The following is a 15728-nucleotide window of genomic DNA, read 5'->3' on the forward strand; positions in this document are numbered from 1 at the left end:
ATCTCACATCTCAAGTCTTAATTGGTCAGCTTCATTTTCTTTTTCAATCGAAACTTCAGCAATAATTTTTTGGGTATTTTCGTTTTGCAGATCTTGATCAAATATTTCATTCACACAAGTTTCGACTAATTGTTCAGTCAAGTTTCTGCAGATCTCAAACTCTAAACCTTTAGGTTGTACGGTAGGGTAGCCGTCAATTAAAAATGAGTTTTTCATTTCATTTTCATTTGAAACTTTAGAGTACAAATAAGTCTCAAAATAACGGGCAAACATTTCGGTACTGGTCGCGTAATACGGCGTTGCACGATTTTCAGCACTGTCGATATTTAAACAATCCTTTTTATAACGCGATAGATTGTCACTAAAACGAATATCACCTACGTTTACTTCAACGTCTTGCGACTTATCAAAGAAGTTTTGCATTAGAGTATGAGGATTTTTAACACCCTCAGGCATGTACTTCTCTACCAGGTTATAGAACTTGTATTTAGATGACTCTATCAAGTATTCAGATAGGTTTTGCGATAGTGTTTTTAAATCCACATTCGCTGCAGTCGCAACACCTGTAATTTTTTCTTCCAAACCGGTTGTAGGTAAATGATGTTCTGGCTGGCGCATATCATTAAGTTTTTGCTGATAGCGCTCAAACGACTTAAAGCTTATAGCATTAATGTCAGTGTTAATTTTAGAGACAATGACATCCACCTTGTCTTGAACCGTACTGAAGAAAGATAGGTTTGTATCAGCTTTATATTCACGCTCATACTTCTTCAAGTACTCTTCAATTTTCTCAAACTGACGGCGAATGAGATCTTCATAGTGCTTTTGGTGCCAGTCAAAGAAGCTGCTTAAAGTTTTGCGCGTAGAATTAGGATAATTCTCTTTATTCTTAATCACTTCATCATGCATTGAATCAGCAACAGTGTGGTACGCCTTGATTGCAGTCTCAGCATTCTCATAAAGTACTTGACCGTAATTTTTCATTGGCTGAACTGGCTCATTCATCATCGCACGATGTAACTTTTCAAAAGCACGACCGGACTCAGTAACAGGGGAGTATCCAGCATCCAACATATTTGATAAGAAGTGTCGTGCACCTGGTATCTCAAAATTAGGGATGTCTTCATAATAGTCCTGAAGTACAGAACGATTCATTTGAGCGTGATTTTTATATACTTCCGCTTTTTCCAACATCCCCAAGTGTGCATCTAGCGCATGGCCATACTCATGAGCCAAACTTCCAGATCCGCTATCACGAGTTAAGTTAACCACGTTCTTAGACAGCTCAAAATGCGCTGCAGATCCTTTAATTCCGCGTGAAGCCAAAGCAACACCCAAGTTCAATAAACCATTGTTTGATTTAAAGCCCATGAGTTGTTTTAAGTCAGCCAATGAGTCATACACGGCATTAACCAACTGTTGAGCCACAGGACTAACTTTATTGCCTACTTCAACACCACGGATAGAAAAGTCATCTTTAAGCTTGAATGAATCCACATCGGCACCTTGGCGATGATCAGGACCAGTACGAGAGTAATTTAACAATCCGTAAATGCTTGATTGGACTTTTTCAGTCACAAAGCCATTTTCAAGTTTTTTCACTTCACTGGTAAATGACGGCAAACGTGGTGCTTTAGGTGTATTCACAGCTTCAGTCGTTGCTTCTATAACTGGTGCAACAGGATCTTTAACATAAATAGGTGCAGATTCAGCTTTAACTAAACCACTTTCAATCGCACTTTTCAGAACGTATGGTTCAAGCACAGTTGAATATAAGCCAGTACGTTGCATGTTGCTGATCGCATCGCTCACATCTTTAGTGACTTTCGACTTACCGTAAAAATCAAAGATCTTACCTGTTGATAGAATCTCACTAAGTTCTTTATCAATCGTTTTTTCGATGATTTTCTCAAGCTGAACACTGATACCGCCTGTATGTTCTGGCATAATGTAGTACTCATTCAAATTGCTAAGCAATTCGAAGTAGTTTTTGTAGTTGTTCTTGGTACCTTTACTATAAAGCCCGATATAGTCTTTACGTTGGCGATCAGTCATACCAAGACTTTCAGCAGATAAGCTTTTATTGTTTCTTACCGCATGAATCAACTCTTCTTGAGTATCTACCATCAAATTTCTGATGTTAGAAACAACAGCCACATACGCACGTAATTCTGTCGCACGTTGGCTATCAAGCATCAACGCATTTTTAGAGAATAACGGTTTAGTTGGGCAGTAGTCATACATTGCCTTTACGAATATTTTGTCATCAATACCGAGTGGCGTATTGGTGTACCAAGCTTGGAATTCTTTATTTGCAACGATTTTTGCTTTTCGATAGTCCGTAGCTGTTTGATCGGCTGATGTCGCTGAAATATATTCCAATGAAATATATTCACCGTAGCGATCTTTATGTGCACCGCCAAACTTGGCACCTACATCACCTAAGTACGTAGCAGGGGAGTCACTTGGCTCTACCTTTACATCAACAGGCACATATTTGTCTTTTGGTACCAATTGATCGATAAACGTGAAGTCAGTAAACACACGGTTTTGAAGTTGTAAGACATCTTCAACTGAGCGCATACTTTTAACAGGAAAAACGCACAGAGACTTGTAATCACCGTGAATATCGGCTTTATCACCAAAAAGTTTAACCGATGCATATTCATTGTCGGTCGATGGCTTGATGGCCAAGAACAATTTGTGATTTTCAGTTTTGATATACGGCTTTATGTGTGCAGTTTGATCGTATAGAGCACCAAGCGTATTCGTAATCAAAGTTTGGAAATGCAAACTTGCTAACTGTTTATTCTCAAAGTCAGTTTTGTGTTTAATCTGAATTTCAGGCAAGTCAGATAGTGCTAATTGCTCTAAAGTGGTACCGAAATTAACCTTAGATTCGATAGCATTTAAGATTTCGTGACTAAACTGGTCTACATCATCAAAACCAGTAATCAATTGATACTGATAGTCATGAGACGGTATACGAAGAAGCACGGCAGTCAATTGAGGCTCATAGTCCGTATCAACCATAAACAATTGAGGTGTTTCATCTTGTTGAGATGATTTGTTTAGCAACTTGTATTGGTGAACTTTAGGGTTGGAACCTACAAAATGCTCAGCATAAGCCTGTTTAACCGTATCTTGTAATGCTTTGACATGCTCAAGCATGACGGCATTGACTTCATTTAAAGCGGTTAAGGTTTTATATTTTTCTGCAAACGCCTCATTCACGGCGATCTGCTCTAACATAAATCTAGGCTGAATATCCTCAAGTTCTGGATTACCTACACGGTTTAATACAACACTAAATTTGAGCTTATTAATAAATGGATCAGGTTCACCATTGATACCATTGCTAAAAAGTTCTTTAAGATCGCTTTTCTGAAGTTTAGAGTTCACCAAATCAAACGGGTGAACTTCTTCAAATGCCTGAACATCAAAAACTTTGGTTAAGTTTTTAGGCATGATTGCTGTCTGGCCATCTACATGAGCGATAACATAGGTGTACGCTGGAGAGATGTTGCTCAGAAGCTCAGTGACTTCACTCGGTTTTTTATCGTAGCTAAGATCCTCAAACTTTTCGTATGTTGCAGAATTAAGATTGCTGATGAAATCTAATTTAGAGTTGAAATTAGATGGATGATCAGAAATGTACTGGAACATCTTGTTTGGTAAAGACGTAAACACTTTATTGATTAAAGTTTGCTGACTGTCTTTAGCTTTGAAGAAGTTGAGATCTGACTCGTAATATTTTTCAAAAGTGAACTTAGCTGGAGGCATAAACGTCATGCTGTTGCGTGAAGTCGATAACTTAAACAAAGCATTCGCAGACGTTTTAACCGCATCTCTATCATTAAAGCCAGTAGCCTTATGCATATTGGCATCTAGGGAAACTGAATGCCCAATAAACGGCGCATTTTTGTCTTTATGATTGTAGAGGCGTATATACTGAAGATCATTCTTTTGAAACACGGTGATAAACAAATCATGATCAGGGATCTTGATTGCGCCGTGGTGATCTTCATAGTGCTTTACAGCATTTTCTAGCTGAGTGTTAAAGTATTCAGATTCACTATTGAACTGTACGTTCTCTTCTTCAGCTGATAGCGAAAAATATTTAACGTTATTCTGAAAAGCTACATTAGGTTTGAGAAGATCCTTAATCACCTCAAATTCTTTTTGTACTTCAACATCAAATTTGCCAAAAACTGTACGCTGATTAATATCAATCAGGTTCAGATAGTTGAATAGCTGAATGTTGTTGTAGTTGTGGTTCGGTAGGGCAGTTTTGTTTAACTGGAGCTTACCATCTTCTAACTGCATGCTTTGGACTTGCTTTAAGTCATCTGCAGTCAGCTCTACACCAAAGACTTTCTTAGTTTCTTGTTTGAGCTCTTTATCTTCACCAGCAATCACTAAGGCAGCTATTTTTTGTGCCTTGTCATAATCGCCATCTTCTAGATATAGGGTTTTCTCAACAAAATACTTGGCAATGTTCGCATACGCTTGATTTGTTGCTTTGTAGCCATCGGTAGACAATGAAAAATGTTTGTTTTCATCAAATTCATTTGATTTAACGGTTTTAACTTTTAAATCGTCAATGTCACCCGTTGGTTTAATCTGAACATAGATTTCATCTGCAGCGAGATCCATATTCGAGACAAATAAGGTCGAATTTTTAGAATAAAACTGACGTTCGATACTCGACAACAGATCCTTTGCATCTTTGCGGTCTTCTTCCATGTCAGACTGCATATCTTCAGCAATCGACTTGATGTTTTCGCCACGTTCATCCTTTGTGATAAATGACCAGTCTTGTTGCGGATATTTGGCTGTTAATGCCTTTTGGAAGCTTTGAACCTCAACAAAGCGATTGAACTGACGGTCCAGACTAAACCCATCTGTATGTGATGAAGTTTTAGCAAAAATATCCTCAGGAACAGAATCAGATTTAGTCTTACGATTGAAGTTTTCACTTGCATTTGGCACCAATAAATTACGGAATAAAATCTCATTTACACCGTTCTTTAAGAATGACGCACTTTTAGTTTGTGATAGAGATTGTTTTAAAAATGCTTCATCAAAGTTTGATTCATCAAGAAGCCGAGTAAACTCTTCAAAATACGCTGAAGCTAATTTATCGTTATTAGCAAGATCAGCCGTGCACAGATCGCTTAACTCTAAACGCTGTGCATCTTGCTCTAGCGATAACGGCGCAGAAAAATCACCAGCAACAAAATCATTGATATTTTGCTCAACATAACTGTTCGTGCGTGACATCAACATATCAACTGCAGTTTCATTATTCACAAATTCCTGAAGCTCAGGCGTGTTAATTGAAACCAATTGATTGTCGAATTGCTTAGACAGTAATTTGAACAGATCCGCTTTGTGTTGATTGCTTTCTACTTCAGATTCAAAACCTACAAATTTGCCGTTTTCATCTTTAGCGTAGTAGAAGCTGTTTTTATTAAACAAAAAGGTATTTGTTGCAGACGTAATGCCAGATACCAAAGTTTCACTTTGCCATAAGACTTTTTTAACTTCATTGTACTGTTTTGAGATCTCAACATTGTGTGTGTCGATTTCGTCAGAGATCGCTTGAATATCATCTACGCTGAATCTTTTTGTTTGTGTAGCTGAGCGCACGACATCTTGAATTTCAGCATATTTCTGATTTAGATAATCACTATATTGCTTCTCAATTTGTTGAGCTTGTTCAGTAGCCTTAGGAATGACATAGACATCCAAAATCTGTCTAATTTCAAGCATAGACGGCGCGAAATCACGCACCTTGTCATTGCCTCTTGCATCCAATAATTCTTCAGGAAACTTTAAGAGCTCTTTAAGTACGGCAACATCATCAATTTCTGGAGTAGGGAGGTCATTTGCAATGTTGAGTAGATCAGACTCAGTAATAGATGCCTTCTCAGTTGCCTCAAAATTAACATCAAGATTATTCAAGATCTCGTTAACATTTGATTCATTGAGTTGTTCTTCTAGTTTACGCTGTTTGATTTCAGCAGATTGGTGATCATAGAACGCATTAAACTTAGGAACGATGTTTACAGAGAATTCAGAGAACTCTTGGCTCAGATCGGCAAAGAAAACTTTACCTGTTGGCATCTGGCGTACCATTTGTTGTAAGACATCATGGCGAAGCATGGCAGCGTCATACACCATCTTATCTACAAGGCGTGTTTCAATACCTTGTTTAGACGCCATCCATGTGCCGTGTTCATCTTTATAAAAAGCTGGAATACCTTGTTTAGCTGATTCTAATAGCTTTGGATACGGCAATTGCTGTTGATTAAACACACGGTCTATCACAACAAGATCAGAAGCTAATTTTTGTACATAAGCATCAACATCTTTAAAGCTCATGTTAAACATTCTGTTGCCACGGCCATGCTCAATCAGCTGATTAAAAGTGGACTCGTATTCATGAGCAAAATGCACCAGGTTAATATTGTCATTTAACCCCAATGCTTCATACGGATCATGAGCAAAGATTTCAGGAATATGGCGCAAGTCATCAATAATCAGTAACGAACCATCTTTTTCGTAATTGACGGGTACTGCAAATGGAGACAACTTAATTTTGGCTAGATTATCTAGACTTTCGCCACTGGCCATCGCCGATTCTTCATCTAGATAGACTTTAGAGAAGATATTTTCATAGCCATAATCTTGAAGACGATTAAAAGGAATTTTTGAAGACTGAAATTGAGCCAAGTAGGATTTGTTCGATTCCTGAAGACTGGTTTTCAGCGTATCAAGGATATTAGATCCATTGTTTAGCTTACTGACATACACTTCAGGGAAAGCAGAAAGGCGTTCGGTCGCTGATGCGAAGTAACTTTTCCAGTTCGGAATGTTCTTCTTAAACGGTAGATTGGTGAGATAAATATCTTCTTGCTTAGTCGGTACTTTCATATCGTTGGTAAACGCTGGAAAGACCTTCTGAAGATCGTTTAGATCGATACCAGACTTTGCCGGGTTCTTATAGTAGTACGCATGAATACCATCATCATTTTGCACTTCATAAAAATGGGCATCCATTAACACTTGTTTAAATTGCTTAGAACTGTTTTGTTCAATAGATTTTTTGAATTGCTCAAATTCATTAACAACAAGCATCGCCGTTTTTGGGCGAAAATTGTTGGCTGGCGATACTACAAGACGCGCACCAAGACCAGTTAAATTAGGCCATTTAACTTCATTCACTTTATAGTCTCCTACTTGGTCACATAGCATGATCCAAGACTTTAAAACGACTCTTACGAGTACTTATATGTGCTTATATTAAACTAAAAAATTAACTTTGAGGGAGGGTTTAGGCGTTATTCTTTAAAATAGTATATACCGAGTAAATAGCACTGTTTAAATACCTATCATTTTTAATAAAACCATCTAAAACCGTGCACTATTCTTTCTTTTTTTATAAATAAAAATGCCACCGTATAGGTGACATCTTGCTTAAAGCTGATGGTTACATTTTAACAAATTCGTTTTTAGCGAGTTCGTCTGGTTGGGTGCCATCTTCTACACCTACAATAATTCCAGTACCACGAATAAAGTAGCCACTATTATTCGGATATTGGACCAAGGTAACATTATGCTCAAGGTTACTTTCTAAAAAGGTAGTGCCGTATCCCCAAAACTTATTTAATCCTTGCCATGGAGCATCCTTAATATAATTGTTTTGGGCATATTGAATGGTGTATTGACCAATTGGAAGAGATATATTGACAGTTTGCTTTTTGGGTACCTGAACAACGGCTCGTAACCTTTTAGTGGCCTTATCTCGAATGATAAACACAGTATCAACATTTTGAGATTCCATTGAAACAGGACCAAAATGTTGTGTGTTTTCCATACTGGAAACATTAATCACTTCTTTTTTAAATGGCATGGCTGCACTATTGGCTACCATTTTTTGATGTTCAGCATAGTCTTTTGCCATTTGTAGACCGTTTTCAGGTTCATTCGGTTGGCCTGGATTGGCTGACTCTACTGATTGAGCTTGTTTCGATATTGCCCGTGTAGCACTTTGAGCAAAGAGATCGACCAATCCGAAATGATTAGCCACAGATATAATTGCAACTGCTAGACCAAAACCAGCAAATTGCTTTGGAATTGCTATTGCCATAGTGCCTCCTGATTCCATTTATAAGATTTAAATAAAAAAAAGATGCCACCCACAGGGGATAGCATCCAAGATCTCAAAATTGCTTATAGTGCCAATTCAGGATCGCTATTCTTTTGTTTGCTTAATTCTGGATCTGCTTGTACTTCAATGTTGGTCATGAGCTTAGTCCAATATTCATCGTATTCAGCTTGTGACATCTCATTAATGACTTCATTCCATTTAACTAGGTTCTCATGTTGATCTGTACCCGGTTGGAAGAAGTGCATTGCATTTCTGACATACTGCTGATGATCAGCAAAACGCAGTTCAGCAATATTTTCCTGAATATAGTCCAGGCCTTTCACCGTAAATTCGCGAATCTCCTTCATGATTGCATCTTTTTCTATACCATGCGGTTGAGTTACAGAAGATGAACCACCTTCAGGACATGGGTAAACAAGCCAATCATTACGCAAGTTCATTTCTGCTAAGGTCACTTGTAAGTACTGCTCACCACTACGGGCAAACATTTCATGTGCGGTCGTCCAATACGGCTTCTTAGCACTTGTTAAGCCCTCTAATACCATCGCATTTTTGTAGAAATCAGTTTTTAGCTGAGATTGATTAGTTGATGTTAAGCGATCGTTCGTCTGTAAGCTTAAAGAAATTAACTTTAAGTGTTCATCTGACAATGGTTTAGGGCTGTTTTCTTTGATGAAGTCGAGTGCACATATCGCAAACTGACTACGCAACATTTGTCGATAATCACGGAATACAACTGATCTAAAGACTGTACTGTTCGCTGCACCAAGTACTTGCGCTGCAAAGACACGATCATGATCAATTTCAGAACGAGATTGCGAGATATATTTGTTGAGCTCAGTCCGTGGGATTGGATACTCATTTTCAGACAAGAACTTATGCAAGCCTTGGGCAACGTGCATATAACGTCTATGTTGTATGGCGTCCTTTTGGAAAAGTTCAGGATCTTCATGACGATTAGCGAAGTTAATCAATGAAGATAGTTCAGTATGCAACTTGCCACGTTCCGCAATAAACGTATTAATTTTCTCTTTTATGCTGTCTCTATCTGGCGTAAACAAATCAACAATGTCAGGTTGATCTACCAATGTTTTATCCAAAATCGTTTTGATGCTGGTTTCATAAAACTTGACTTGATTCTCAAGATTCGTGCGAAGTACTTCTATCGAGTCATCCTTTTTCATTGGCAAGTAATACATCGCTTGATTTACTTTGGCTGCAGCTTGCAACAAATCTTGGTTAATGTTGGCATACTTCTCAGACTTAATGTTATTCAATTCTGCAAAACGAGTTAGATAAGGCTGTACGTTTTCCATCATCATTTTTGGTTGATTGCGTGTCATCGCACTAAAAATGAGATGGTCATAGGCATGGAAAAATTCATGACCAAACGAGCCAAAACCTGAATTCTTGGTTAAGTTAATCACACGGTTAGATGGCTCATAATGTGCCATCGCAGCGGAACGTCCACGCGAACCAAAAGCAACACCCAACATACCGTTAAAGCCAACAAATTTCGGATCTATATCAAGTGCCTTAGCAAGAGCGAAACAACCGTCATATGCGTTATTTAACGCGATTTGACGGTCGCTCTGGTTCAAGTACTCGCCAAACTCTACGGCTTTAAATCCAAAGGTCGCTTGCAAGGTATGTGCTGTAACATCTTGGCCATTACGTGAAGCAATGTTTTCCGTCACAACCACATCACTGAGCTTGAATGCCTTACGCATAGTACGAGGCTTAGCATACTCTTTGAATAGGGCATCTAAGGTACTCGCCGTGTCATCTACAATGTGCGATACATTCTTTTCAGATAACGAGACTTCTTGAGTATCATCATTCTCTGCAGTTGCGTCTTTGGTTTTTTTAGCAGTTAACAGATCCATGACCTGTTCAGATAGACCAGCATCAGATCTGCTAAATAGCGTACTCGAATCTATAATGTTGCCACTTCTAAAAGTAACAGTCGCTTTTACTTTGTCTTGGAACGGTTTGGCATCAATCGCACTACGTATTTTTTTATAGATAGAGTAGGTGCCTTTAACTGGCGGTAACTCTTTCCTTAAATGATGAAGTGCTTCAGTGAGCGTTTTACGTGCTTCACTACTATCGGTTTTCGCCAATTCAGAACTAATAATCATGTCAGTGGCAGCATATTCAGCATAGCTTTCTACCAATGAAAATAATGACCGATCTAATGATTTAAACGCCGTGAACAGATCTTTGTCTTCATTCAAACGAACGTATAAATCACATGCATTAGGAATAAATTCACGAACTGTTTTTGCTTCCATTAATGCATCACGCATACTTAAAACAGCGTCATAGTATCCAGCACCTACTTTTTTAAACTGTTCTTCAGTGGCATTTTCAAGCGGATAACGTGGCTGATCATTCGTCATCTTACGTACAGCGTCAGTCAGCAAGTGAATGTAAATATCTCGACCAGCTTCTTTTGCTTGTAAAACCGATTCCTTTTTCCAAATTTTGTCACGCGTAATTAGGTTTTTGACTTGCAAAAGCGACATATCTTGAATCTGACTGAGCGATAAACGTGGACCATACAGATCCTTTTTCGCACCAGGCATTTTCATACCCGTATCTTCAATAAGTCCAACTTCAGAACGTGGCTCAGTGGCTTTCGGTTTGGTTGTTTTTGGCTCTTTTGGTGCTTCAGCTTCAGGCTTACCCTCAGACTCAAACAGTGATGTTTGTTCTGGAGCAACTGGCTCAGTCGGCTCTACAACTTCTACCGTTGTTTCCTGTACTTCTGGTTCAGTAGGCTTTTGAACTTCAGGCTCAGTTACGGTCGGTTCTTCAACCAATGGTTCTTGGGCAACTTCTACAACAGGTGCGCTTTGAACCATATGTTCAGGTTTATATACTTGATCGCGAGACTTAAATAATTCTGCTTTTTTGAATGATTTTGCAAAATCAGTAATTAAGAAGTTCTTAGAGTTCGGGTGCTTTGGCGTAGGAAGAATTTTATAGCCTTGATCAACAAATTGCTGATGTTCGGCATTATTCACAATGGCCAGTTTTAACGGAGCTTGATCATCGGCAACTTTAATCGCGAGATCGAACCGGTCTTTAGATTCAAGTAGCTTTTCACCAAAGGCAAAATCAATTTTATTGACCAATGTTGAAATATTAACAGCCACAATCTCATTAAGGCCTTTAACATCAATATTTTCAAAACTTGGTGATAATGGCACCTTGATTGTCTGCAGTATGTTTTCACGTAACCCAAGATCATTTAATACTTGGTCCACAAGATGCGCTTTTATCCCGTTTAACTGGAAGTCTTTAAACAATCCACCACGCTCGTTGAATTTAGCAAACTGCTCAACATTATCAAAAACCCGTAATTGATCATGCTGTAAAACTGGTGTGTCTTTATCAATGACAGAAATCACTAAATCAGCACCGTCATTGGCCACAATAATTTTGGAGCCGTTTTCAAACGCTTGATCCATTTCTTTTTGATTGATGTAGTCGGTAAAGACGTTCATCAAATCAACATTGGTCATCACATCATTGCTTTTCACAAAATCGATTAGATCTTGTTTCGCCGTTGGATCGATGTATTGATTATCGGCATCACGTAAAGTTAATGCCTTGTAATCGTCCAACTCAGGGTTAAACAATACCTTTTCTTTAAGGTGTAGGTTTTCGATCGACTGGAAGATCTGATAGCGTTTTTCTAATGAGTCGATCAAGTACTGCATTTGCTCTTGCGTACTTAAAACTGAATCATTGCTAAGCGTCAAAGCTTTAAACAGCGCCTTATCGTCTGCAGCTAAGTCATTCAGACTTGATTTAACGATTAAGCGATCGGTAGACGGAATCTGTTCACCGCTGAAATATAAGTTAATCGCACCGTGCTTTTGTTCATCAGCTGGTGAAACCGTGAGATAAATATTTATCTCAGGAAACTCAAACTCTTTAATGCGTTCAGGATTGGTGATAATGCTTAAAAGAGATCCCGTTTTTGTCTCGAGGGATTTATTTTTTAGTGCCGTCCATTCTTCAATAGAACGATTTTCAAATGACTGCAGTAGGGCAGAATTGATTAAATCACGGTTGAGGTTAAATCCATTCTTGAGTGAGTCTGGAGTCGATTGTAATGCTTCAAGCACAAGCCCATGTTTAAAGAGATTGCCAAAGTCATTTTCACTGTTAACATCGGTCTTTTCAAGTGGCAAGAAACTTGATGCATGCTCATAGACATTCTTAACTTCAATATCAAGCTTTAAGCCTTTTTCATATTTCGGTACCGCTTCCTTGGTCAAAATACGATTAAGAATTACATTCTTAAGGTCATCATAGGTCAGCTTGTTTTCGCTGATCGGATTAGAGCTCAGGATATGTTCAAACGAAGAAGCACCATTAATCATAATGGTTTTTTGCTTTTGTAATGAACTAACCTTTTGACCTAGATCCATCGGTAGTAAGCGAATGAAGTTCTGATCAGATGCTATCGTACTGCTATACACCGCCAAAGAACGTGCGCTAACTTCAGGCTCAACCATCAAAGCGTTACCTTCAGCTAGGTAGGTTTTTACCGCTTCTTCAGTCAACGTGACGACATTTTCAATTTTCGAGTCTTTTGGTGCCGTGACTTCATTGTAGGTCGGTGTTAGATAACCTAGTGCCGTCAAAATATGCTTGTGCTCATTATTAATAATGGCAATAACCGCCTCAGATTTAGACTCTTCACCCACGGCATTTTGATAAAAGTCTTGTAGATAGCGCTTATACGCCATACTTACCGCGACCTTTTTATTTAAGGCAAAAAGCTGTTCTTGTGTATTTGAGTTGAAGTGGTCTTTATGTATCACCTTAGGCAGATAGTTTTGAAAGCTGTCTACCACATAGATTTCATCTTTTTCGAGTGTTTCTTTTAAAGACAAAACTTCATTGGTCGCAGCAAAAACAATCGCGTTGGCCAGTGCATTACCAGGATTCGTGCGTACACGTAATTCCTCATTTATCGCATGATTGAGTTGCGACCTAATATCAGGTAATCGGTTAAGGATAGGGGAGTCAGGATTGTTGCCAATATTGCTACTCAGCTCAGAAAGCACATGAGCCACATCGATGCGCTTATTAAAACCCTTGTAGTTACCGTCCTGTTCTAACAGGTTATAGAATCGCTCTAAGCTTTCATCTGATAAATATTGTGATGCAATGCTATGGGCATCACCATCACCAAGCGCCGTAAATTGGCTATTAATACTATGCAGTTGTTGAAGAATACGAGGCATTTGCTGATGAAATGAAAAGTAGTTTTTACCTACATTTTCAGCACTGGTCGCAATCATGTCCTCAATACTGTTATCCAGCACTGATACAGCATTCGAGAACACCATATCGTTAAAATCTGGCATTGCAGATTCTTGAGATGGTGAATATCCCAAAATAGAATATTCAAACTTTTCGACTGCAGATAACTCTTGATCTTGTTCATCATAATAATGAACCACATCAAACTGGTTAACAGCTTCATTCCAAAGCCCGTTCGGTTCTTCACCTAGATCAACGTTGAAATGATAAATGTCAATGTCATTTGAGGTGTGAGTAGCTTCAAACTCGTTCGCTTCATCCAATAGACGTTGCATTTCATCTTGCAATTCATCATCGGTGACAACGCTTTGTAGGAAGTTATCAAGATCCGTGCCGTATTCTTCACGGTCTATCACTGAATCAAAAAAACTATCATAAAGATTGTTCAGACGCGTAGAAGCAATGTTTAACTGACTTAATGCCAATTCCATTTCATAAGCTTGATCGTCATAGGCTTGCTGATCCAAAACATACGCATTTTCAGTAGCAACAGCGACTTGAATCGCAACCGCTTTTTCAATACGCTCACTGATGGTATGTGTTGCTTTCGCTTCAACAATGGCTTGACGTTCTTCTTTGAGCTTTGCAATTTTTTGTAGGTATTCTTGCTTAATTTTTCGCATTAAAGCGAGTTTAGTCAAAGAGTCCTTAATGACTGGTTCTGGAATGTTCGGCTTAAACTTGGTGTGTCTAAAAAAGTGATCAATTCGATTGAACAAACGTTTTACTGGAACCTTAGGTTCAGGCGGTATGGTTTGCTTAATTTGATTGAGATCCAAGCTTTCTAAACTTGTACCGATGTCATCCAAACTTTCAGAAATTAATTCACGATCAAAACTGCTATCACCAATAGAGTAGGGATCAAATGTTCTTAAATTATTAATATTATTTTGAACGCTTTGAATCAGGTCCTTAATCTTATCGGCAAGGTCGAATTCTTCTACATCTAAAGTTTGGTTGTTGTATTCCCAAACTTTCCAATCATTGTCCACCAGCTGTAACGCAGTTGTTTCTATACCAAATGGTGCCAATGCTGACGGAATGCTGTTTTCTTCGTATGAATACAAACAGTCATTGATTTTCGTGACTAAGGTTTGAAGCTTGATCAATCCTTGGTGATTAACGGCATGATCATCCGATCTGAGCGCATTCACAATTGGATCAATGCTCGTATTCAGCCCCTTATTCAGCTCTCGAATATCAATAAATTGCTTCGGTAAGCTGTTATACGCTGGCCATGCTGGATGTGAAGATATTTTATAATTGGTCAGCTCAGGGATTTGCGTAATATCTTTTAGGGCAAGTACTTCACCGCCTGAATTAACCGAAATCACTAGCTGTTTGCTTAGTTCAATAGGCTCTATCGTATCTTCTATGAGTCCAGCATTTAGCGCTGCTTCTTTATCAACATAATAACGAGTCAGTGTTTTATCTGCTTGGTACCCGTAATTGTCTAAATCAGCCAACGGCAATGGATCTACTGACTGCAGTAATGTCGGTAGCTTATTCCAGCCTAAATCTGCTTTATTGAATTGTTTAACCGCACCCATAATGGTTGTATTTGGGGCAAACGGTTTTTGCTGTTTTGCTTGGTAAAGCACAACGGACTTTTGATTATTGAGTTCAAATAGGGATTGCCACTGGTTTTTTTCAGCACTACTCATTGGGTTTTGCAGATATATATCTGACATATCCATTTCAATGAGGTCATTTTTAGAGTCGTAAGGAAAAACAGATTTTATGTCAGCAAGAGAGAGACTATCTTGCGAACTCTTATACATAAAACTAAGGTCGTTATTTTGCTCATTGGTGATATAAACAAACTTTCCAGTCTGTTTTAAACCTGTTAAGAAGCTGTTTAAGGATGTGTTCAACTTTTTCTCTAAAAGCTCAACATCTTTAATCTTAATAATGGCTGCTTGGTTTCTTAAATCAGTTTTAGGGGTTACTACAAGTTGAGCGCCAAAGCTACTCAGATCCAACCATTTCTTTTTAGTTGACATATAAACTCCATGGCAATATGTATAAGCATCTTTTAATTAAAATATCAAAGCACCATCGGTTACTTTTGAACGGTATATACTAAAGATTATAAGAGAATTTATATAAAGAAACTATCTAAAAGGGTTTTAAACAAAAAAAAGGGATGGCTTAAAACCATCCCTTTTTTTAAGTTTTTTTCATTATCAGTCTGATAATGAAAAAA

At 38.3% G+C, this 15728-nt stretch carries 3 protein-coding genes; all 3 read right to left on the minus strand.

Going from position 1 to position 15728, the window contains the following annotated elements; translation table 11 throughout:
* Window positions 1–3 precede the first annotated feature (3 nt).
* Complete coding sequence (locus tag JFY49_RS16845; RefSeq protein ID WP_227609689.1) at window positions 4–7230, minus strand: LPD1 domain-containing protein; 7227 nt, start codon at window positions 7228–7230, stop codon at window positions 4–6.
* Between the two features lie 265 nt (window positions 7231–7495).
* Window positions 7496–8155, minus strand: coding sequence for a hypothetical protein (locus JFY49_RS16850; RefSeq protein ID WP_005028677.1), 660 nt, complete (start codon window positions 8153–8155; stop codon window positions 7496–7498).
* A gap of 83 nt (window positions 8156–8238) precedes the next feature.
* Window positions 8239–15525 carry an LPD1 domain-containing protein gene (locus JFY49_RS16855; RefSeq protein ID WP_044431655.1) on the minus strand — a complete coding sequence of 2429 codons (7287 nt, stop codon included), beginning with the start codon at window positions 15523–15525 and terminating at the stop codon, window positions 8239–8241.
* Between the last annotated feature and the right edge of the window lie 203 nt (window positions 15526–15728).

The organism is Acinetobacter sp. CS-2 (genome assembly GCF_016599715.1).
Taxonomy (GTDB): Bacteria; Pseudomonadota; Gammaproteobacteria; order Pseudomonadales; family Moraxellaceae; genus Acinetobacter.